Genomic DNA, 21,527 nt, shown 5'->3' on the forward strand with positions numbered 1-21,527 from the left:
CGCAGCAAAATGCCCATGTGCGGCGAGATATGCGGAATTTTCACGCGGCTTTTTTCGGCCGCCCCGCAGGCTTCCATCGACCCTTTATCAGCGCTCGAACCGTAGTCGTCGCCACGTGTTCGAACCCCTGCTCAAGCCGCATGGACTTGGCGATCGTGCGTCCATCCAGGCCGCGAGCCTTCATTTCGTCGGCCTTGGCCAGTATCTCATCATCGCTTGGTGGGCGTCCTCCCTTCACAGACGGCGCACGGTCAATGCTCGCAATAGGGATAGCGGCGATTGCCGCGCGCCATTGATCAAAGGCCAGCCGTGAGAACAGCACAGGGCATCCCGCGCCATTATCGCCCGGCGACATACCGCGATAGGTGTGGTGCAGGCTCTCGGGGTTCACCCCGTTCCAGTAGAATCGAGGCACTTGCAGCGGCTGGCCGTTATCGGGTGCGACATAGCTCAGCAGGCTCCCATCCCTGAGCGCAGAATGCATCGCACGGCTGGCTTGCAGAAACGCATCCAAGAATTGCGGGTGAGAACCGTCCGGTTGTTTCCGTAGCTCGACGCCATTGTGGTCTCGGAATGACAGCTCGCCGGCTCGGTTTTCCCAAACCTGCAAGTCAGCCGATGGACGCCCAACTGCAAGCCATGACAATGCCTCGTCCAACGGCATCACTAGGCCAATATCGGGCAGTGACGCCGGGATCGGAGCAAAGAACGCCTTTGCTTCCCCATCCTGCGTGGGAAATGCTTTCAGCAGCTCCCCGCGATCGACTGTAACGTTCGAGTACAGGTCACTTCGGTCACTATCGTGCAGGCGAGAGTTGTTCGGCGCCTCATACCAACGCTTTAAACCGTCACCGTAATAAAGGTGATCGTGCCCGGTAATGAGAACTTGGCGGTAGTCGTCGAGAGTCAGAGCGTCGATTTTCTCGGTTTTCTTACCCTTGTCGTCATAGGCATCAATGTGCCGACCGTAGAACGAAATTCGATTGTCCGATCCCGCTTTCAAAATCTCCGCTGCGGCATTGCCCAAGCGTCGCTGAGCTTCCTGCAATTCGCCACCGCATAGCCGATTCCAGGTTATCGCCTGCATGAGACGATCCGCATTCAAAGCCATGCCGAATGCGACCCATGAGACTGCCTCTGCCAATGACACACGGCCAGCGTCGGACGGCTCACGAGACGAAATTTCGAAATTTACAGGCGAATCTGGCGCAGAAAGGTCGGGCGGAAGCCCATCCATGCGCATAGCTTCGGGAGACCCAAGCCAAGCTTCAAACTGCTCCTTCGAGATAGCCCAACCCTGCCCGTTCCATAGTTGCCATTCGTCGGCCCACAGTGGGTCTATCTCGAACGTTCCGTGCAACAGCGCATTATGAAAGGCACCCGTATTGCAGAATGCGAGGGCGGGAATCTCTCGGAAGTTGGAGCCATCGAACCACAAGGGGGTGACCTGTCCAGAAAGCGCTGCCCGCTGCATCGTCGCAACGATGCGGACGGACAACTTTTGCTTTGCCGCGTAGTCCTCTGGGGGGTCACCGAAGTATGGCCCCCAATAATCGGCGTTAATCACCTCATGCCACGGTGCCGGATCGCCGTCGCCATATTCGGCCTTGAGACGGCGAGAGAGACGACGCGCGCAAATGAACCCGTCAATCCAGCCGGCAGGAAGACCTTTCAGCCAACCGGCGTCGTTCAAGTCGTCGTCGTTGGCTCCGGCCGCCTCAGTCTGATTAACGTAGCGGTGCTTCACCGCATCAGCCTTTTCCGATTGCACTTCTGCAACAAACCGCACCCAATCGTCCCATTTAACAAATAGCGGGCGTTCCCAAAGCCAAGGCCGATCATCTTCTGATTTGTACTCTTCGGACAGCGGACAGAAGACGCCTCCTTTGATCGAGCGCTGGTCGATTGTCGCCAATGCCCCCGTTGCTACCAGCTGTTCCGGCTCGCCTTGCGGCGCAACCCAAATCGGCAGATCGCCCGATCGGATGGCGTATGAAATGCGCCGGTCAACGTCTTCCAGATTCGCTTGCCGACGCAACCAATCGGCTCGCTGTTCCTCGGGAATGGATTGCGAAAATTCGACCATCCCAGCGGGCAGATCATCGGGGCATGGCCATTTTGCTGAGTGCTCAGCCAGATCGATCCAACAATGCCACAGCTCATAGGAACCGATCACCGCTGGACCGCGATGCTTGTCGCCATACCGTTTGCCAGCAAGAGCGGCAGCGCTGCCTTGGAGCGGTGCGGGGATGATTACGCCCCGTTCGTCATATTTCGCCAAGCCCGCCTCCCTAGCGGCTCCCAAGAGTGAGGCGGGGAAGCACGTGGGATGCGCGCTTATCGGCTGGCCGGCCTATCCCCGCCAAGATTATGCCCCTTCGGTCGATTGCTCGCCACTGAGGATCGGCGGCAATCCCCAGCAGGGGCTAGTTTTGCTCAGCGAGCGCTCGCAGCTTCTCTATCGCCCTGGCCCGCTGGATTGGAGGCAGTCGCGAAAGCATCGCTTCAACCTGTTCGGCAAAAGCCAGACGCTCGAAGGCTTCCCGCTGCCATCCAGCGATGACAAGGGCGTCCGCTCGGCTCGCACACCAATGCCGGCGCTCATCATGCCCCACCCGCCTCGCCACCACATACCACCGGGTGCGATGACGAACCTTCACCAATTGGCGCTGGCTCTCGACTGTTACAATCCATCGATCGGCAAGTGCGAAGGGCAGTATCGTCGCTAGACCTTCGCTCATAGCCGGACGTGACCGGCCCCCACCGAGTGGTCCGGGTTGTTTGTTAGTGTAAGATTGCCTCCGGCGCCATGGCTGGCCGTAGGTGCAGCGTAGCGGAACCGGAGGGCAGCCATGGCGCCGTCGCCGTCTCCGGGGCCGGCGGTCGATACCCCAGCGAACTATGAGGCCTGACGGTGTTGTAGTGCCGCCGCCAGGCCTCGATCAGGATCTTCGCCTCGGCCAAGGTGTAGAAGATCTCCCCGTTCAAGAGCTCATCACGCATCGAGCCGTTGAAGGACTCACAGTAGCCATTTTCCCATGGGCTGCCGGGTGTAATGTAGAGCGTTTTCACGCCGATCTTCGCCAGCCATTGCTGCACGGCATTGGCGATAAATTCAGGGCCATTGTCTGACCGTATGTGCGCCGGCGGCCCCCGTGTGACGAACAACTCGGCGAGAGTCGCCAGCACGTCCTCGCTGCGCAGCCGTCGCGCGATGGGTAAGGCGAGGCACTCGCGGCTGGCCTCGTCGATGATCGACAGGATGCGGAACTTGCGGCCATCATGTGTGCGTCCCTCGACGAAGTCGTAAGACCACACATGGCCCGGATATTCCGGTCGCAGGCGGATACATGATCCGTCGTTGAGCCAGAGCCTTCCACGCTTCGGTTGCTTCTGCGGCACCTTGAGCCCTTCACGGCGCCAGATGCGCTCCACCCGTTTGCGGTTCACATGCCAACCGGCATCGCGCAGCAAGGCCGTCACCCGGCGATAGCCATAGCGGCCATACTGCCGGGCAAGCGCGATGATATCCTCGGTCAGGGCTGCTTCGTCATCCGCCCCACGCGGCGTTTTGCGCTGCGTCGATCGATGTTGCCCGAGCACGCGGCAGACCCGCCGCTCGGACACCGGCATCATGCCCCGGATATGATCGATACAGCGCCTGCGGCGCGCGGGGCTCAGAAGTTTCCCCGCGAGGCCTCCTGTAGGATCAACTTGTCCAGCGTCAGATCTGACACCGCCCGCCGCAACCGAGCGTTTTCCTTCTCAAGCTCTTTCATGCGCCGAGCCTGGTCCATCTTCAGGCCGCCATACTCCTTGCGCCAGCGGTAGTAGCTCTGCTCGGTGACGCCGATCCGGCGACACGCATCCGCCACCGTTCCGCCCTGCGCCAGCACGATCTCCGCTTCACGCAGCTTGCCGATGATCTCTTCCGGCTTGTGCTTCCTCGCCATTCAAGTCCTCCTTCGTGGCCAAATCTAAAACAGATTTTGGGCCACTCAGAAGGGGGCAGATCAGCAGTATGGCTACCAGTCAGTACGCGACAGCTTCCGGCTCTTGCCGGATTTTGTCAGCATCCGAAGCGTGCGGTCGGCCACCCTTACCAGCTTCATTTCGGCTTCAGTTTGTGCCGAGCGATCACCATGTTTCCATGCGTTGCGATTTCCCTTCGGCGCACCACAGCTATTCCCACCGTGCATCCTGCATCGCTGCTTTCCTCTGACAGCCGGGGACCGGCATTCGGCCCCAGACCGTGTTCGGGCACCGCAACGAGGAGCACTGGCCAGATTTGCCGGTTGCATGGGGTTGTCCGTGAGAATGTTCAACTTCTTGGCTCCCGCGCCCCCTTTGGGGCTATTTGGAGAGTGGCCAAGGCAACTTCTCGGCCACTCTCCCGGATTGCCGCCACACGCGACACATTGGCAACTTGACCGGATACCAACGGTTTTCAGGCCTCGTCGCCCGTGACTCAGCCGCTGTTGCCGCCACACGCCGCAGGCATGTCATGCTCCGACACAGTGCCATCCCCGGTTAGACTGGGGTTGGCATGATCGGTGTCGGATGTGGCGCCTGTTGTGCGTGCTGGTGACGCAGGCAGGTAGCGCTTCCATGCATCATGAAATGCTTCGCGCTTATAGCCCTTGGGCGTCTGACCATTGGATACACGGATCGTGGACGAGCGGATGCCATATTCGCGCAGCATCTCGGCCAGCTTGCGGGCATCGATCTTCCTGCCTCGCAGGTCGCCCCAAGGCGCTTCGTCGTCGGCCAGCAACCTGTCCAGCAGGTCGGCTGTGGTGATACGATCAGAATCGCCGAAGCAGGCATGAATATCCGCCAACAGTTGAGCGCCCAAAGAAGGACGCTCACTGGCCTTCGCTGACATCACGGCATCCGTCGCAGCCATCCTCGCCGCTTCGGGCCATGCACCGCCTGCCAAATCGGCCACCGTGAACAGTGGTCCCCATACATCGGCGTTCCGGTCGGCAATACAGTCCGGCATGGCCGGTTGTGCCATTTCCGCGAGATCGGCGACGTTAGCGGCCCACTCCGCCAGTTCGCTCCGCAGGGCGTCAGCCTGACCCTCATGAACACGCGGTTGGAATGGCTCAACTTTTTCCCCAGCCGCTCGTTTCCGCATACGGAAGATGAGCGAGCGGCTCATGATAGTATCCGGCAGATTGCCAAGGCCGCCTAAAGCAACAGCCGCGTATGTGGCCAACTGCTCCGTCAAAACCTTGCCCTTTTCCATATAGCAGCGCCCAATCATCGCCCCACGGCGATAGCCTGCGTTAATCATCGCCCGCAGATCTTCATTGCCCCTAGCATTGGGGCCGAAAATGGCGTCGATCTCATCGTAGAGTACGGTAGGCCTATTCTCCTGATCGGCCATGGTCCGCAGGATGAACGACGCCGATGAGTTGACCGACAGCAGCGGGTTTGGAACCAGAAGAGCGGTAATCTCCAACACCCGCGACTTCCCGCTTCCTGGCTCCGGCGACAGCACAGCAAGGCGCGGCGTCGAAAACCATGCTTCCATCAGATGCGTGTGGGCGATCCACAGGACATGTGAAGTGCTGGCATGGTCCGAGGGGTAGCAGATGAAACGGCGTGTAAAAGCGTGAATGCGGTTCAGCAGTCCCGCACCATCGACGCTCGCCGCATCTGCCTGCATCTCATCTGGCGTCACCGGCTCTTCCGGGTTAAACGCGGATGCTGGGCTGACCGCTTGGGCATCTTCCGGGCCGGTTGCTGTTGGCGCAGCACCGGCCTTTCCATTGTGGCTGGCATTGTTCATGCGGCACCCCCAGTCAGGCGCTCGATTAGTGCCTGAATGCTGGCGACCTTAACCAGCCGCCTTGTGCCGATTTGCATGGACAGTATTTCGCCCTTGGCGATCATGTCATACAGTTTGGTTCGTCCGACCCCCAACATCCTTGCGGCGTCGGAGACGGAACATAGGTATGGCTCGTTCATCAGTTTCGTTCCAAGCCCGCCAGTCAGAGCACCTCCACTGACTTTCAGCGGGCATGGACGCATCACTACGGATGATGAGCAGGCTTGTCGGATGAGTAGGATGACAATTAATTATCATCCTCTGGATCGCGATTAAACTCCTGCCAAATCGGCCGAGCATATGGTCGAGTATTTGAAGATTCTAACTTGCCGTCATCGCCTTTAAGTATGGCGACGAAAGCCTCTTCAATGTCTCTTTGGCTTTTCGGGATAAGTTCCCCCCGAAAAATCCTTCCCCACACTATGTTGGTGGCATGAGGCCAATCATACTTTCCCTTTGGCCCACGCCTAGCACTGTCAGCGACAGGATTTGATACTCCTGAAACGACAACGCTCTCTTGGGCATTCTGAGGGCGGTGGTTCTCAACCTGTCGAATTAGACGCGAGCGGACGGCATCGAACCGTTCAACAGCTACCTTGAGCATGGCGGGATGCAGAGGCATTCCGCGCCCAAGTTTCACCGTGCCTTCCAAGGCGGAAAGGTGTGCTGCCATCGCTTCATCAATTATAGCGAAGGCTGCTGGCCCCCCGGCCACCGCACCTACTTGCGATACGGCGTCGGCAAGCCACTGCTGGGCATTGCTTTCAGCCGCCCCCACCATGTCATTGATCATGAACTCTGGGATGAAGTCGCGATAATCTTCGGCGGCATATATTCCAAGTAACTGCCGTTTGAATGCGCTCAACGCCTTCGCTGAGAGCGCTTCCAAATGCAGTTTCATCGTGTCCGTCGCGTTCGCATCCATGGATCACAGTTGGCCGTGCTCCTGAAATATGTCGAATCTTTCTTCAATGGAACAGTCGCAGACGGCACCGCATGAAAGCCCGCAAGACTGCCCACCCGCTACAGCGCTATATGAGAAGCGCGCGAGCGGGCAGTCTTGCTACCGTTACGCATTAGGGCGGCGTTCGGACCTCCCCAAAATCCATCACTTGAAACCGACACTTCCGTGAAGTGTGGGGAATAGTGTGGGCATGATTTTTTCACCATCCAGTTTATCACGTAAAAACAAAGGATTAATTACATGATTCTACTCCCTCCCGCCCGCCATTTCCCTCGAACAAATGTATTCCAGCCCGCAAGGGCCTGATCGCTGTGCTCGGGGCTCGGTGATTTCCGAGGTGCGCTTTGCGTGTGGCCTGGGTGATGCGATGAAGGGCGCTGCTGCTTCCGCCTGGAATTACTCGTTCAGAGTTTTCCGGTGGAATTTGCATTTTACCCACCCGGCATTTTTTCCGCGCTGCTTGGGATTTCCGAAGACCATGAAGAGGGCGCTACCCCCGGACGGGAGCGCTAAATAAATCCGAGGTGGGCTTCGGGGATATGCCGCGCAAAACTGGCGGAAACAGCCACTTTATCCGGCGCCATTAGGCGCCTTTGGAAAGGCTGTAGATGGAGGCCCGAGCCGGAATCGAACCGGCGTGCAAGGATTTGCAGTCCTCTGCGTCACCACTCCGCCATCGGGCCATCCGTGTGGAGAGAGGCGCCCCTAACAACGGATCGTGCGATGTGCAACGCAGATTCTCCATCAAGGTGAAATTAGTCGACAGGTTCGAACGTGAGGCTCCCGTTTATCGTGTCGGCGTGAGTCAGGCGGATGCGAACCAGATCGCCGGGGAAGGCCCCCGGTACACGGGCGCTGGCCATAACGGGGAGGTCCTGGAGTTGGAGTTGGACCTTCTCTTCACGAACGTCCGTCACTCTTGCGGTGAAGCAGGTGCCTTCCATATGCGCGAGCATGGTCGCCTCGGCGAGGTCGACTACGGCTTTTTCGATTCGGGAATCGCGTGAGGCGGCGCGGGCCATGATCCGGGGAAGGGTAGTGAAAGCTTCCGCCACTTCCCGAGGCACCGTCCGGCCTTGCGTGAGAGCGAGGACGGTGCGTAGGACGTAGCGGTCGGCGAGGCGCCGCAGCGGGGCTGTCGCGTGCGCATAGGGGGCAGCTATGGCGGCGTGCCATGGCAGTTCCTCGGGAACGAAAGGACGGTAACTGGCGCCTTGGCCGGAACGGCGGATCGCCAGCATGAACGCAGCCTCTGCGGGCCGCGAAGGGTTCAGGCGGCGTTGGAACTGGGCGAGGGGCATGGCGCCGGGCCAGTCCAAGTGAAGTGCCAGTGCCGTTGTGCGCAGCTTTTCCTCGCCCTTGGTGTCCGGCATGGCCATGATGCGGAAGAGGCCGGTCTTCGCATCCAGCATCGTTTGGGCGACCGCGAGATTGGCGGCAAGTGACAGCGCGGCGTTACGGCGCTCCGAGGGTAACTGGGGCCGAAATGCCAGGGTGAAGGCGCCCGATCCGTCAACTTCGACGACCTGCTCCGGCGGGTCCACCCTTTCGGCGCCGCGCCTGTCCTCGGCGCGATCGATCCGTCTGGCGATGTCGAGGAAACCGTCCGGCAGTTCGTCGTCGCGGACGGTTTCATAGGCCAGCTTGGCGCGGCTGCGGATCATGGCCCGTTCGGCGCCGTCCAGCTTCGCTTCGCCGGTGGGATCGATCCGCACGGTCAGTATCACGGCAGGGCGGTCTACCTGAGGTAGAAGGCTGGCCGCTCCTTCGCTGAGAATCGGTGGATAGAGGCTGGCCTTTCCATCGGGAAGGTAGGTCGTCGTGCCGCGATTCCAGGCTTCACGGTCGATCGGGTCACCATCGTTCACGAACCAGGCTACATCGGCGATGGCATAATGGAGCAGCCAGTCGGCGCCCGATGCCTCGATTGCGAATGCCTGGTCCAGATCCGTGGAGCTTGCCGGGTCGAGCGTGACGAAAGGGAGAGAAGTCCGGTCCGCATGATCTTGCGGCGTGCGAGCGGCTGCCGCTTGTGCGGCTTCCAGCGTTTCGGGTGGGAATGACTCCGGGACGGAGAACTGGGTCCGAATTCGCTCCAGCCCTGCACGAAGCAGGCAACCGGGATCGCGCAATGTCTTCATGGCGGTATTGGAGCGCAATATCGGGGGTGTGGCAAGCAGAGGCGGGCGCCTTGGGGGCAAGAGGATGCGGAACCAAACCGCCTGAGGGCACTTCCTGAACTGTTCACTCAGGCGCTAGGGTGCAGTCCCGGCATTCCCATTTCTTCACGGAGTTCGACCATGATCCTCGGTGCAGTCCTTGCGGGCGGCAAGTCCAGTCGCTTCGGTAGCGACAAGGCACTGGCCGAATTCGGCGGCCATACATTGATCGCACTTGCCGTAGATGCGCTTTCGGGCTGGTGCGAGCATGTTGTGGTGGTCGGCCGCGAAACCGCGCCGGCGCCCACGCTTCCGGATTGGCCGAGGAGCGGCATGGGGCCGTTGGGCGGCCTGGCCGCAGCGCTCCACCATGCGCGCGACGAAGGCTACGAGGCGGTTTTGAGCTGCGGGGTGGATGCTGCCGTCCTGCCGGACAACCTGCTCGAGCTATTGGGAAGAGGTCCTGCCTGCCTCGCAGGGCAGCCGGTCATCGGCCTATGGCCTGCCGCTACCTTGGAAGTGCTGGAAGCTCTGCTCCATAGCGAGGAGCGTCATTCCATGCGGCGGTTTGCCGAACTGGTCGGTGCGCGGCCGATCGAAACGGCGGTTCCGGTATCGAATATCAACACACCGCAGGATCTTGCGAGGCTGGCTCGAAAGGCCTGACGCATGTCCGGCGTCAGGCCTTTTCGGCATCAGTGCGCGACTGCGCGAACCTTCACGGACGTCGGCGCCCCTTCGGTTTGCGCCGACGCTTCGTCGACGGGGCAACCATCTGGAACCCTCAGGCGGTAACCGCCGGAAGGCGAGGTTTCGATAACTCCGGCCAGCCCCACGAAAGCGAGCTTGCGGCGCAGGCGCGACATGTGGACAGCCACGCTGTTGGTTTCGGGCACGAAGCCCATGCGCCACACATCGTAGATGAGTTCCTGCTTGCTGACGAACTGGTCGAGCGAATCGGCCAGGCGCCAGATCAGAGCAAACTCACGTGGATTGAGATTGAGCGGCTTGCCGTCCCCGAATGCTTCGCGAGCGAGCAGGTCAAGGGTCAGTCGGCCGATCCGCCGGCTGCGGGGCAGCCATTGGGTGAACTGCACGAGTCGGTTGGCGCGGGCGCCAAGCTCTTCGATGCAGATGCGATCGGTCACCACATCGCCAAAGCCGATTTCGAGCAGTGACGTGCGTTCCCGCGCTTCCTGGACGCCCACGATCAGGACGCATCTGCGAACTTCCTGATGAAGCGACGATAGCAGGCGCATCCACTCGACACTGTCGAGTTCGGCGGCGTCTATCAGCCCGACGCAGTCGGACGATGGTTGCCCGTCTGGATCGAGTATCCAGCCGCAGCGTTGCAGGTCGAGTCTTTCAGGCATTGTCTCAGGCGCCAGCCATCGAAATCTTGGCGCGTGGCATTCGCTCTTTCCCAGATAGGTCATTCCCCCCCCAATCTGATCAGCCCCAGTGGTGTTAAAAGAAGTCTATATACTGGGCTATGTGCCCTAGGGAACAACACCTAAATTCTTACAGGCAGGCCATTGAACGTCTGTCATGGCCTGCCTGTAGTCCAAATCAGCCTGCCGGTGTGTTCACGCCCTTCGAGGCGAGGAAGCGCTTGATGTTGCGCGCGGCCTGACGGAGGCGCTGTTCGTTCTCGACCATGGCGATGCGGACGAAGCCTTCGCCGTCCTCGCCGTAACCGACGCCCGGCGCGACTGCGACCTCGGCCTCGGTGAGAAGCTGCTTCGAGAATTCCAGGCTCCCCATTTCCTTCAGCGCAGGCGGGAGGGGCGCCCAGGCGAACATCGAAGCCTTGGGGCTCGGGATGTCCCAGCCGGCACGGCCAAACGCCTCGACCATCACGTCGCGGCGCTTCTGGTAGAGCGCGCGGTTCTTTTCCACGATGTCCTGCGGGCCATTGAGCGCGGCGCAGGCGGCAGCCTGGATCGGCGTGAATGCGCCATAGTCGAGATAGGACTTCACCCGCTTGAGCGCGGCGATCAGCTTGGCGTTACCCACCGCGAATCCGACGCGCCAGCCTGCCATCGAGAACGTTTTCGACATCGAGGTGAATTCCACCGCGACGTCCTTGGCGCCGGGCACCTCGAGGATCGAGCGGGTCGGGTTGCCGTCGAAATAGAGTTCCGAATAGGCAAGGTCGGACAGGATCCAGACCTTGTTCTCCTTGGCCCAGGCGACCAGGCGTTCGTAGAAGGCGAGGTCCACCGTCTCGGCCGTCGGGTTCGACGGGTAGTTCACGATCAGGATCGAGGGACGCGGCACCGTAAAGGCCATCGCGCGGTCAAGCGATTCCCAGTAGCGTTCGTCCGGCGTGGTCGGCACCGAGCGGATCGTCGCCCCGGCGATGATGAAGCCGAACGTGTGAATCGGGTAGCTGGGGTTGGGCGCCAGCACGACGTCGCCCGGGGCGGTGATCGCCGTGGCGAGGCTGGCGAGGCCTTCCTTCGAACCCATCGTCATTACCACTTCGGTCTCGGGGTCGAGATCGACGTTGAAGCGGCGGCCGTAGTAGTTCGCCTGGGCGCGGCGAATGCCCGGAATGCCCGAGGATGCCGAATAGCCGTGCGCGTCTTCCTTGCGGGCGACTTCGCAGAGCTTGTCGATCACGTGGGCGGGCGGGGGCAGGTCGGGGTTGCCCATGCCGAGGTCGATGATGTCCTTACCCGCCTGGCGTGCCGCATGACGCATCGCGTTGACTTCGGCGATAACGTAGGGTGGCAGGCGCTTGATGCGGTAGAACTCGTCTTCCATGACCTCGGTGAATCCATAAAACACGCGGCGAGAAGTGCCGCGCGGGTTCCTGTAGGGGAATAAGGCCCCGGCGCAAATGGCCGATACGCAATTGTGCGACGTGCAAATGATGTCCCGCGCAACTTTTGTCCGGTTGGCGGCGGGCGGTGCAGTCGATAGGTATCGGAGGGAGGAGATTCGCCCGGGATCGCCCGCTGCAAATGGAGTTCGACCGCATATGGCGACCGACGCCACCGACCTGTTCACCGAGATGTTCCGGGGCCAGGCCCAGCAGGTCACTGGCCTGTTCGGGCAGCTTGTCCCGGCCGAAGGTACGCCCGAGGCCGAGACTGCCGTTCAGTGGGCCGAGATCGCCAGCCGCATGCATTCGATCTGGACCGAGTTCCAGGTGGAGCAACTCGGCAAGGCGAAGGGCACGCCGCATTATGCCGATCCCATGAAGTGGATTGCCACGGCCGAGGCGGTCGTGCGCCAGTTGCCGTTTTCCGATCCGCAGATCCAGCAGCGGCTGTGGGGCGAAGCCGTGGATCTCGTCAACGGGGTGCTCGGTCAGTACGGCCTTGGCCCGCGAGCCGGGTTGAAGCAGGACAACGGAGAGGCGCAGCCCGAACTGCCTCGCAGCGATCGCCGTTTTGCCGATCCGGAATGGCGCCGCCAGCCGTTCTTCGCGGTGCTTCACCAACTCTATCTGCTGTTCGCGGACGAGGTGACGCGCATGGCCGGGGCGGTCGAGGGGCTGGAGCCGGCGAAGAAGGCGCAGCTCATGTTCGCGGCGCGTGCGGTCGTCGATGCGCTGAGCCCGGCGAACTTCCCTCTGACCAATCCGGTCGCTCTGGAAGCCGCGAGCCGGACCAAGGGTGAAAGCCTGGTCCGCGGCTTCGAGAACATGCTCGATGATATGCGCAAGGGACAACTCACCCACACTCGGCCCGGTGCCTTCGTGTTGGGGGAGAACATCGCGGTAACGCCGGGCAAGGTCGTGTTCGAGACTCCGCTCTACCAGCTGATCCAGTATACGCCGACAACGGACAAGGTGCTCAAGACCCCGCTGCTGATCTTCCCGCCCTGGATCAACCGGTTCTACATCCTCGACCTCAACGCGAAGAAAAGCTTCGTGCGCTGGGCCGTTGAGCAGGGCGTGACCGTGTTCATGGTTTCGTGGAAGTCGGCGGATGCGGGCATGGCCGGTGTCGTGTGGGACGACTATATCGCCGCGCAGGTCGAAGCGATCGACCATGTGCGCGAAAGGCTCGGCGTACCTTCCGTTCATACCATCGGATACTGCGTCGCCGGAACCACGCTTGCTGCAACCTTGGCCGTGCTGGCGCGCAAGGGCGAGGCTGACAAGGTTGCCAGTGCCACCTTCTTCACCGCACAAGTCGATTTCGAGGAAGCGGGAGACCTGAAGAACTTCGTGGACGACCAGCAGATCGAGACGCTCGGCAAGCTTTCGCCCGAAGGTTATCTCGATGGGCGCTACCTTGCCGCCACGTTCAACATCCTGCGCGGCAACGACTTGATCTGGAGCTACGTCGAGAAGAACTACCTCAAGGGCGAGGAATATCCGGCGTTCGACCTGCTCCACTGGAACGGCGATGTGACGAACCTGCCGGCGGGATGGCACCGGGACTATCTGCGGGACCTCTATCGCGATAACCGGCTGGTCGTTGCCGATTCGATGCAGGCTTGCGGTGTCCCGATCGACCTTCACCGGATCGCTACGCCGGTCTATATTCAGGCGGGAAGCGAAGATCACATCGCGCCCCCGCAGAGCGTGTGGAAGCTCACCCACTATCTGGCAGGTCCCTGGACCTTCCTGCTTGCAGGGTCAGGTCATATTGCCGGCGTGGTCAATCCGCCCAGTTCGAACAAGTACCAGTACTGGGTCAACGATGCGCGGCCGGACACTCTCGGTGCTTTCATCGAAGGGGCTCATGAGCATCCCGGAAGTTGGTGGCCGCACTGGGCAGAGTGGCTGCGGGCGCTGGATTCGGCTGAGATTCCCGCCCGTGGAAAGCGGCGCCCCGGCGGCCGGGGGGATAAGGTGATCGAGGATGCGCCGGGCCGTTACGTGGCCACGCGCTGATTTTGCCCCATTGCGGAGACGGTCCGGAACTTTCGCATCCGGACCGGCGGTATCAATAGTGCCAGTCCGGCGCAGGAGTAGTCCCTTCGCCTCAGATTGCCGTGATAGAGCGCTTCGCAATTGCCGCGCGAAAATGGTGGCATCCAAGGATTTGTCCGTATTTTACTGAAACTTCGTTGCCGTTAAGCCGTTGCTTGCGGGACGATGCGTCGCCCATTCGCCGTTCGAAAACCCCGCGGGAGCCACAGTTCGCCGCGGATGCTGCGTTGCAACGTTTACGCTGCAGTGCAGCATGAGGGCATTGACTTCGCTCCTGCGAAATCATATTGTGCATTGCAACAAAGATATTTCCGAATCGCAATCTTTCAGCTTCGGGGCCCCATGGCGGAAAATTATCCGCCGCCTCATGATTGATCGCGATCCGCCCGAGACCCGTTTGCCAGCAGGAACGCAGGAACAGTCATATGGCCGGCCAGGAAGAGACGAAGGATGAGGTACTTGCTGAAAAGGCCTATGAGGCTGCCGCTGCAAAAGCGCCGGTAGAGGTGCCCAAGCCAGTGCCTCCTGCTCCGAAGAGGGAATCGGCAAAGCCCATCTCCGACATCGCGGAAGCGGCCGTTGAGCCGAAATCGGTTGTTGCCGCTCCTGCTCCCAAGGCCGAGCCGGCTCCAGCTGTTTCCAAGGCCAGCCCGCCTGCTGCTCCGAAAACTGCCAAGGCGAAGGTTGTAAAGGCAAAGCCTGCGAAGGCGCCGAAACCGGCTGTGAAGGTCCTGGCTGCGGCGAACCCGGCAAAGGCGCCCGTGGCCAAGGTCAAGGCTGCGCCTGCGGCAAAGATCGCTGCGGTGGCCAAGCCCGCCGCGCCGAAGAAAGTTGTTCCGGCCAAGCCCGTAGCGGCAAAGCCGGTCATCAAGGCCGCCAAGGCGAAGCCGGTCCTCGTGGCCGTGACGAAGCCTTTGGCGCCAAAAGCCAACGCGGCAAAAAAGACCGCTGAGACCAAGACAGTCAAGTTCGCAGGACTTTTCACACCATTCATGCTCGAGGAAAAAACGATGGACATGAGCGCTAACTTCGCCGGCTTCCAGGATGCCATTACCGAAGCTCAGACCAAGGCGAAGGCCGCATTCGAAAAGAGCGCTGTCGCGTTCGGCGAAGTGGGCGATTTCACCAAGGGCAATGTCGAAGCCGTGCTGGAATCGGGCAAGATCTTCGCTGAAGGCCTCCAGGGCTTCGGTTCCGAGTTCGTCGCTGAAGGTCGCAGTGCTTTCGAGACGCTGACCGGCGACATCAAGGAACTTGCCGCTGCCAAGTCTCCCAACGACTTCTTCAAGCTCCAGGGTGATCTGGCCCGCAAGAACTTCGACAGCGCCGTTGCCTACGGTTCGAAGAACAGCGAAGCCGTTCTCAAGCTGATGAGCGACGTGTTCGCGCCGCTTTCGGGCCGCGTTAGCCTCGCAGTGGAAAAGGCCCGCCAGACGGCTGCCTAAGCCGCTTTGGGTTATTTCGCAGCCATCATTTGACGGTCGGACGAGGCAACTCGTCCGACCGTTCTGCCGTCAATCGACGCAATCTTGGCGGGACATCTTGTTTCCCGGCGCTCCGATACGATATTCTGCCATCATGCTTTCCCCTGTCGTCGATTCCCAGCTGCCCCTTTCCGTGCCTGCGCACATCATGTCCGCGCGCGCCGAACGTGTGCTTTCCGCACCGGTGGGAGCGGGAGACGATCAGGATCCCGATCGGGGGGGCGGTGACGACGATCAGCTCGGCGTCGCGACCAAGACGCGGGCCAAGCCGAAAAAGCCGAGCCAGTTCAAAGTGCTGATGCTCAATGACGATTACACCCCGATGGAATTCGTGGTGCTGGTCCTCAAGCGTTTCTTTCACATGGACCTGGAGCAGGCGACGCGGGTCATGCTTCATGTCCATCAGAAGGGCGTCGGCGTATGCGGGATTTTTCCTTACGAGATCGCCGAAACCAAGGTGAACCAGGTGATGGATTTTGCCAGGCAGAACCAGCATCCTCTCCAGTGCACGCTGGAAAAGGCCTGAACGGCTGATTCGCCTGATCCGGTCAGGGCGTGGTGGCCTTGCCGGGCGGGACCTCATACTTTTCGGCCAGAGCGCGGAAGAGAGCGGCGATGATCGCTGCTGCGGATGATTGTGCCGTGGCTTCTGCGGACGGTCCGCTATTCGGTAACGTCACTTCCGCCCAGTCGTGCAACGGGTTGAGCGATTCGATGCGCAAGAGCGCGCCGACAGGCAGCAACGCTATCGCAGCGCCGGCACAGTCGTTCCTGCCCAGAAGCCTCGCGGCTTCCCGTTCCTGAACATTCCAGCTTTCCGGGTTCGCAGGCCGCCGCCAGCGACCCAGGACCAGCATCGCTTCGCGGACGATTATCGGAGTGTCCGATCGTGTTGCGGCTTGCGCTCTGGCGGCAAAGTGCCGAAACCCGTCGGTAAGGCCTGGTATGGCGGCTTCAGGCGGGCTTTGGGGAATGGGGGGCTGGGGGATGGCTTCAGGATTGTCGGACGGCATGGCGGCTTTCGTCGGGGGGCGATGCGAGTGCGGGTGAGGCCGCTCGCGGGGATCGCCCCATTCGGCGGAAGGTTGACGCTGGCAACGTGAAACGGGCTGATTTAACCGTGAAATGGCGCAAGGTCGGGCGCGCCCGGGCGGCGAAGCTTTTGGGGGCTCCGTCCGCCGCATCCGAATGCCCGTTTGTCGCTCTACAACGGCCTGCGCGAATGTTCCCTCCGCTTGCAAAGACAATTCGCTTTGCCCACTCGCGCCAAGCCGTTAAGGGCTGGGAGCACGATTTTCTCACGACGCCCCGGTGAACCTCTCAGCGTGAAATTCTTCAGCGCCATCGATCGCTATATCTTCCGCCTCGTGCTGATGCCGATGCTCGGCATTTTTCTGCTCGCGGCATCCTTGCTCGTGCTCGACAAGATGCTGCGGCTGTTCGACTTCGTGGCGACCGAAGGCGGGCCGATCGGCGTCGTTTTCAAGATGCTGGCAAACCTGCTGCCGGAATATGCGAGCCTTGCAATTCCGCTGGGGCTCATGCTCGGTATCCTGCTCGCATTCCGCAAGCTCGCCACGTCGAGCGAACTCGACGTCATGCGTGCCGTGGGCCTCAGCTACACCCGCCTTCTGCGCGTGCCCTATATCATCGCTCTGGTTCTGGCAGCGTTGAACTTCGCGATCGTCGGATATCTGCAGCCGCTGGCGCGATATTACTACGAAGAGCTGAACTACGAGCTGAAATCGGGTGCGCTGGGAGCCTCGATCAAGGTCGGTGAATTCACTTCGCTCAAGGACCGGATCGCGCTGCGCATCGACGAAAGCCGTGACAACGGGCGTCGTCTCATCGGTATTTTCGCCCGCGTCGCGAACGAGAAGGGCCAGGTGCTTTCGATTTCTGCGCGGGAGGGGCAATTCCTGGCACTCAAGGGGGCACCTGATACGATCATCCTGCGGCTCGATCAGGGGCAGATCATTCAGGACATGCCCGGCAAGGAGCCGCGCGTCCTGTCGTTCACGCGTCATGACCTGCCGATCGAACTTCCCCAGATCGAGAAATTCCGCCAGCGCGGCGGGCAGGACCGTGAATATCTGCTGCCCGAACTTGCCAAGCTCGGCTGGAATGACAGCCTTCCCAAGGAGGAGCGGGTCTCGAGCCAGGCGAATTTCAACTATCGCATGGTTGAGGTCGTGATGATGTTGCTGCTTCCGCTTCTGGCGGTGGCTCTGGCGATTCCGCCGAAACGCTCTACGTCCGCGCTGGGCCTGTTCGTCTCTATCGTCATGGTCGTCGCCTATCACAAGGTGAACCAGTACGCGGCCGACGTTGCCTCCCTGGGCAAGATCAATCCGATTTTCGGGCTTTGGGGACCGTTCCTCATGCTCTCCGCGCTGATCCTCTGGATGTACTGGCGGGTTGCCTACGTCCCCGGCGGTCAGGCCATCGGTTGGCTGGAGAAGGGCGTCGAGATTGTCGTCAAACGCCTCAAGTCCCTGTTGAAGCGCCGCCAGAGCGGACCGCTCCTGCCTGAACCCGCGGACCCTTCCTGAGATGCAGTTCGAATTCTTTCCCTCGCGCACCCTGACCTGGTATCTCGCGCGGCTGTTCATCACCCGCATCCTGGCGGTGCTGCTGATGCTGGTTCTCGTGCTTCAGGTCCTCGACCTGCTGGGCGAAAGCGGAGACATCCTGGCTTATCCCGGTAACGGCGAAGCCCAGCTGTTCTACTATGTGACCTTGCGGATACCGCAGCTCGTCGCGCGGTTCCTGCCGTACTCGGTGCTGCTGGCGACGATCATCACGCTCGCCACGCTGAACCAGAACAGCGAGGTCATCTCGATGAAGGCGGCGGGTCTTTCGGCGCATCAGGTGCTGGCACCCCTGATTCTCGCCGCGATGGTGATTTCCGTGGGTAGCCTTGCCTTCAACGAGCGCGTGGTCACACGTGCCTCGGCGGCGCTCGATGCCTGGCAGGCCGTGAAGTACGGGCCTGTTCCCAAGGACACCAAGGCGAAGGTGAATCTCTATCTGGCCGACGGGCAGGACTTGCTGATGGCGGCGAGTCTATCCGGGAACGGCAGCCAGATGACGCTCAACGGCGTGACGTTCTATCGCCGCGATGCGAACGACATGGTTGTCGAGCAGCTGCGTGCGGACCGCGCGACATACCAGAACCCGGGCTGGCGTTTCGAGAAACCCACCCGTTTCGAAGTGGCGACGACCACGACGACGAAGCTCGCCTCCGCCACTGTCGCCCCGGGCATCACGCCGGCGAAGATCATGATCACCAATGTCGATGCCGATTCGGAAAACCTGTTCGAACTCTCCGCTTCGATCGAAGCCATGAAGGTCGCCGGACGGCGGACGAGCGAGCTTGAAGCCGCGTGGTGGCACAAGCTTTCCGGGCCGTTCTCCTCGGTGCTGATGCCGCTGCTCGGCGCAGTTGCCGCGTTCGGTCTGGCGCGGTCGGGCCAGCTTCTGATCCGCGCGGTCATCGGCATGGCTCTGGGCTTTGCCTATTTCGTGCTCGACAATGCAGCGCTGGCGATGGGTAACTTCGGCGGCTATCCGCCGTTGATCGCGGCCTGGGCGCCGTTCGTGCTCTTCGCCCTCATCGGTGAGACGGTGCTGATCCGAACCGAGGAATAGCCCGTCTTCTTCCAACATCACCGGATATGAAAAAGGGGCCTCGCGCGGATTGCGCGAGGCCCCTTTTTCTTTCTTGTCCCAACGGACGATCAGCGCGTTCGCATGGTGCTTTGGATCAGGCGTCCGACCAGCGGCATCAGGCCGGGGTAGTTCGCCTTCGCGTAAGTGGAATCGGTTCCCAGTTGCCGGGCAAGGCGGCGATGGGCTTCGGCCAGCGAGTGATATGGCATCGAGGGCAGGAGATGATGCAGCGCATGATAGCGCAGGCCCACCGGCGCCCAAAGTTCGGAGAACTTCGCGGGGGGCGGAACGTTCACCGAATCGAGGTACTGCGCGGTCACCGTCATGGCGTCGCCGTCGTTCTCCCAGAGGTGAGCGACAAGGGTGCGGACCTGGTTGAGGAATGCGGTGAGTGAAACCACGCAGAGCGCGATCAGCAGCGGGCGCCAGCCATATGCGGCGCTTGCGGCAAGCACGGCGATGGCCCAGGCCGAACAGCCAACTTCCTGCCAGAAGACCATGCGAGCGAACTTGCCCTCAGCGGGCCGCCGGCGGAACTGCGGGTTGATGGCGAGCGCGGACGCACGCTCCCACACGAGCTTGCGCAGCGGCGGGATCACGGCGCCCAGCGGCACCAGCACAGCCGAGCGGATCAGCAGCGCCACCGGCAGCAGGATCGCGGTCAGCGCGAAGACCGGCAGGCTCCAGGGCTTCATCAGCGCCAGCGGCAGGTACTCAGGGTCCTCCACCGTGCCATAGCGCGTGCGGGTATGGTGGATGGTGTGCACGTTCTCGTACATCAGAGACGGCGTGAGCAGCGGTATGCCGACCAGCAGGTTCCAGCCGAAGCGGAAGCCGGGCAGGGCATCGCGGTGAATATGGCTCAGTTCGTGAATGAACAGCAGCGCCCGGTAGAGTCCCAGCGCCGCCAGCAGGCCACAGCCGAGCGCCGCCCAGGTGTTGTCCACCAGGATTGCACCGGCCAGCGCACCATAGCCGACCGCGGCCGAGGCCAGCATGTCGGGCCAGTAGATTTCGGGCCGCGCGGCCGAGATGTCGCGGGTCAGTTCGACTGCCGCGCGCAGCATCGCCTTGTCGTCGGGAATCTCCGACGAACGCGGGCGAGCAGCAGCTTCGCGCGGTGCGGTGGGTGACAGGTCGATGGCTTCCTGGGCAATCATACAATCGGGTCCAAAGTTCAGGGCGGGCCCGAAAGATCGGTGCAAGCCCAAAGTCTCGGGGCAAAATTGGCCCCGGTGCGTGTTTTGCAGCGGCACTGCCGTGCGGTCCTGCTTGACAAGGTGACGGGACCGACCGCAGGTCGCGATCCAAGCATTCCCCATATAGCGGAACAAAGGCAGGATCGTGGCCAACGCCGAACTAGTCATCACACCCGTTTCCAGCAAGGCCGACCGCATCGCCTTTGTCGATTACGCTTATCGGCACAATGCGGCAGATCAAAACTGGGTACCCAACCTGCGCTCGGAAGAGATTTCCAAGTTCACGCCGGGCAAGAACCCCTTTTGGGACCATGCGCGCGGCCAGCTTTTCCTGGCAAAGCGCGGTGGTGCCGTCGTCGGGCGCATTTCGGCGCATATCGATGAACTGGCGCTGAAACAGCCGCCTGAGCAGGGCATGGGGCCGGGAACCGGCAACTGGGGCGCCATCGAGGCGGACGATGAGGCGGTTGCGAGACTGCTTATCGAAACGGCCGAGAACTGGCTGCGCGAGCAGGGCATGACCCGGGTTCTGGCGCCGATGAACCTTTCGGTCTGGGAAGAGCCCGGCCTTCAGGTGCGCGGGTTCGATCATCCGCCGATGGTGATGATGGCGCACCACGATTCGGCCTATCAGCCATGGATCGAGGGTGCGGGCTATGACCGGGTGAAGACCCTGTTCACCTACGATCTGGACGTGACGAAGAATTTCCCCCCGCTGATCCAGCGCATCGTCTCCTCGGGCGAGAAGAACGCCAAGATCCGCATCCGCGAAGTGGATCCCAGTCGATTCGACGAGGAAGCGGCGCTGATCTGCGACATCCTCAACGATGCCTGGTCGGACAACTGGGGCTTCGTGCCCTTCACTGACCGCGAGATCGCCTACACCGGAAAGGCGCTCAAGCCGCTGGTTCATCCCGAACTGATTCGGATCGCCGAATACGAAGGTGAGCCTGTGGCATTCATGATGACCTGGCCCGATCTCAACCAGGCACAGAAGCGGCTGAACGGCACCAAGGGCAAGCCGTCGATCCTCGGGCTCATCAAGTTGCTGCTCTGGCTGCGCAAGCCGAAGCCGGCCGACATGCGCGTGCCGCTGATGGGCGTGCGCAAGAAGCTGCAATCCTCGCGTCTGGCCAGCCAGCTCGCCTTCATGATGATCGAGTACATCCGCCGGTCGGCCACGGCGAAGTTCGGCGCCAGGCGCGGCGAGATCGGCTGGGTTCTCGAAGACAACCAGGGGATGGTCGCCATTGCAGGGGCCATCGACAGCAAGGTGAACCGCGAATACGCGATCTACGAAAAGGCACTCTGAAACGGGC

General features: G+C 61.3%; 18 protein-coding genes and 1 tRNA gene. 7 read left to right on the forward strand and 12 right to left on the reverse strand.

The window, feature by feature from the left end; translation table 11 throughout:
* Positions 1-40 precede the first annotated feature (40 nt).
* The 8 genes from ACLIMP_RS06270 to ACLIMP_RS06305 form a co-directional block, all read right to left on the reverse strand.
* Positions 41-2,281, reverse strand: coding sequence for a hypothetical protein (locus ACLIMP_RS06270; protein ID WP_443478115.1), 2,241 nt, complete (start codon positions 2,279-2,281; stop codon positions 41-43).
* 503 nt (positions 2,282-2,784) lie between these two features.
* Positions 2,785-3,953 (reverse strand): IS3 family transposase gene (locus ACLIMP_RS06275; RefSeq protein ID WP_443478072.1). Its coding sequence is split into 2 segments (ribosomal slippage): positions 2,785-3,692 and positions 3,692-3,953, totalling 1,170 coding nucleotides; the frame shifts between segments, so codons are not numbered across the junction.
* Positions 3,954-4,025: 72 nt separating this feature from the next.
* The gene (locus ACLIMP_RS06280; protein ID WP_443478159.1) at positions 4,026-4,301 is read right to left on the reverse strand and encodes an HGGxSTG domain-containing protein; all 276 of its coding nucleotides are present in this window, start codon (positions 4,299-4,301) and stop codon (positions 4,026-4,028) included.
* Positions 4,302-4,468: 167 nt separating this feature from the next.
* Positions 4,469-5,797, reverse strand: a complete 1,329-nt coding sequence (locus tag ACLIMP_RS06285) for a DUF3631 domain-containing protein (protein ID WP_443478116.1) — start codon at positions 5,795-5,797, stop codon at positions 4,469-4,471.
* The gene (locus ACLIMP_RS06290; RefSeq protein ID WP_443478160.1) at positions 5,794-6,039 is read right to left on the reverse strand and encodes a helix-turn-helix domain-containing protein; all 246 of its coding nucleotides are present in this window, start codon (positions 6,037-6,039) and stop codon (positions 5,794-5,796) included. The genes ACLIMP_RS06285 and ACLIMP_RS06290 overlap by 4 nt, the downstream gene beginning before the upstream one ends.
* A 44-nt stretch (positions 6,040-6,083) precedes the next feature.
* Positions 6,084-6,737, reverse strand: a complete 654-nt coding sequence (locus tag ACLIMP_RS06295; RefSeq protein ID WP_443478117.1) for a hypothetical protein — start codon at positions 6,735-6,737, stop codon at positions 6,084-6,086.
* Positions 6,738-7,409: 672 nt separating this feature from the next.
* A tRNA-Cys gene (locus tag ACLIMP_RS06300) sits at positions 7,410-7,483 on the reverse strand.
* A gap of 72 nt (positions 7,484-7,555) precedes the next feature.
* The gene (locus ACLIMP_RS06305; RefSeq protein WP_324698227.1) at positions 7,556-8,941 is read right to left on the reverse strand and encodes an RNB domain-containing ribonuclease; all 1,386 of its coding nucleotides are present in this window, start codon (positions 8,939-8,941) and stop codon (positions 7,556-7,558) included.
* Positions 8,942-9,100: 159 nt separating this feature from the next.
* Here ACLIMP_RS06305 and mobA point away from each other — a divergent pair, with 159 nt between their 5' ends.
* On the forward strand, positions 9,101-9,625 hold the full coding sequence (gene mobA, locus ACLIMP_RS06310) for a molybdenum cofactor guanylyltransferase (protein WP_185997983.1): 525 nt from the start codon (positions 9,101-9,103) through the stop codon (positions 9,623-9,625).
* A 29-nt stretch (positions 9,626-9,654) separates the two neighbouring features.
* On the opposite strand, the gene ACLIMP_RS06315 is transcribed toward mobA, so the two are convergent.
* Positions 9,655-10,332 carry a winged helix family transcriptional regulator gene (locus ACLIMP_RS06315; RefSeq protein WP_324698230.1) on the reverse strand — a complete coding sequence of 226 codons (678 nt, stop codon included), beginning with the start codon at positions 10,330-10,332 and terminating at the stop codon, positions 9,655-9,657.
* Positions 10,333-10,528: 196 nt separating this feature from the next.
* Complete coding sequence (locus tag ACLIMP_RS06320) at positions 10,529-11,728, reverse strand: LL-diaminopimelate aminotransferase (protein ID WP_054440116.1); 1,200 nt, start codon at positions 11,726-11,728, stop codon at positions 10,529-10,531.
* 217 nt (positions 11,729-11,945) lie between these two features.
* On the opposite strand from ACLIMP_RS06320, the gene ACLIMP_RS06325 reads away from it, so the two are divergent.
* From ACLIMP_RS06325 to clpS, 3 genes are all read left to right on the forward strand, one after another.
* Positions 11,946-13,814 (forward strand): PHA/PHB synthase family protein, encoded by a 1,869-nt coding sequence (locus tag ACLIMP_RS06325; RefSeq protein WP_324698232.1) that lies wholly within the window; start codon positions 11,946-11,948, stop codon positions 13,812-13,814.
* A gap of 410 nt (positions 13,815-14,224) precedes the next feature.
* On the forward strand, positions 14,225-15,298 hold the full coding sequence (locus ACLIMP_RS06330; RefSeq protein WP_324698234.1) for a phasin family protein: 1,074 nt from the start codon (positions 14,225-14,227) through the stop codon (positions 15,296-15,298).
* Positions 15,299-15,485: 187 nt separating this feature from the next.
* Positions 15,486-15,863 (forward strand): ATP-dependent Clp protease adapter ClpS, encoded by a 378-nt coding sequence (gene clpS / locus ACLIMP_RS06335; RefSeq protein WP_324698236.1) that lies wholly within the window; start codon positions 15,486-15,488, stop codon positions 15,861-15,863.
* 22 nt (positions 15,864-15,885) lie between these two features.
* On the opposite strand, the gene ACLIMP_RS06340 is transcribed toward clpS, so the two are convergent.
* Positions 15,886-16,194 carry a hypothetical protein gene (locus tag ACLIMP_RS06340; RefSeq protein ID WP_324698238.1) on the reverse strand — a complete coding sequence of 103 codons (309 nt, stop codon included), beginning with the start codon at positions 16,192-16,194 and terminating at the stop codon, positions 15,886-15,888.
* A 468-nt stretch (positions 16,195-16,662) separates the two neighbouring features.
* Here ACLIMP_RS06340 and lptF point away from each other — a divergent pair, with 468 nt between their 5' ends.
* Positions 16,663-17,889 (forward strand): LPS export ABC transporter permease LptF, encoded by a 1,227-nt coding sequence (gene lptF, locus ACLIMP_RS06345; RefSeq protein ID WP_054439920.1) that lies wholly within the window; start codon positions 16,663-16,665, stop codon positions 17,887-17,889.
* A gap of 1 nt (position 17,890) precedes the next feature.
* On the forward strand, positions 17,891-18,988 hold the full coding sequence (lptG, locus tag ACLIMP_RS06350) for an LPS export ABC transporter permease LptG (protein ID WP_185997981.1): 1,098 nt from the start codon (positions 17,891-17,893) through the stop codon (positions 18,986-18,988).
* An 89-nt stretch (positions 18,989-19,077) separates the two neighbouring features.
* On the opposite strand, the gene ACLIMP_RS06355 is transcribed toward lptG, so the two are convergent.
* Complete coding sequence (locus ACLIMP_RS06355) at positions 19,078-20,169, reverse strand: fatty acid desaturase family protein (RefSeq protein WP_185997980.1); 1,092 nt, start codon at positions 20,167-20,169, stop codon at positions 19,078-19,080.
* A 184-nt stretch (positions 20,170-20,353) separates the two neighbouring features.
* On the opposite strand from ACLIMP_RS06355, the gene ACLIMP_RS06360 reads away from it, so the two are divergent.
* Positions 20,354-21,520: an N-acetyltransferase gene (locus ACLIMP_RS06360; protein WP_132469499.1), complete on the forward strand. Its 1,167-nt coding sequence runs from the start codon at positions 20,354-20,356 to the stop codon at positions 21,518-21,520.
* Positions 21,521-21,527: the final 7 nt, after the last annotated feature.

The organism is Novosphingobium aeonii (assembly GCF_052279045.1).
GTDB lineage: Bacteria > Pseudomonadota > Alphaproteobacteria > Sphingomonadales > Sphingomonadaceae > Novosphingobium.